Raw genomic sequence first — 282 nt, forward strand, 5'->3', positions numbered from 1 at the left:
AAGGCCAGTTGCTACCTCTATCCTTCTTCACCAACAACAGAGCTTTACGATCCGAAAACCTTCTTCACTCACGCGGCGTTGCTCCATCAGACTTGCGTCCATTGTGGAAGATTCCCTACTGCTGCCTCCCGTAGGAGTTTGGGCCGTGTCTCAGTCCCAATGTGGCCGATCAGTCTCTCAACTCGGCTATGCATCATCGCCTTGGTGAGCCGTTACCTCACCAACTAGCTAATGCACCGCGGGCTCATCCTAAAGTGACAGCTTGCGCCGCCTTTCAAATAA

Annotated in this window: 1 rRNA gene; it reads right to left on the reverse strand. The window is 52.8% G+C overall.

The annotated features are described in order from the left end of the window. Nucleotides 1-282: ribosomal RNA gene (locus FC20_RS09800) — 16S ribosomal RNA — on the reverse strand; the annotation flags it as partial.

The sequence above is a fragment of the Lactobacillus equicursoris DSM 19284 = JCM 14600 = CIP 110162 genome (assembly GCF_001434815.1).
GTDB classification, from domain to species: domain Bacteria; phylum Bacillota; class Bacilli; order Lactobacillales; family Lactobacillaceae; genus Lactobacillus; species Lactobacillus equicursoris.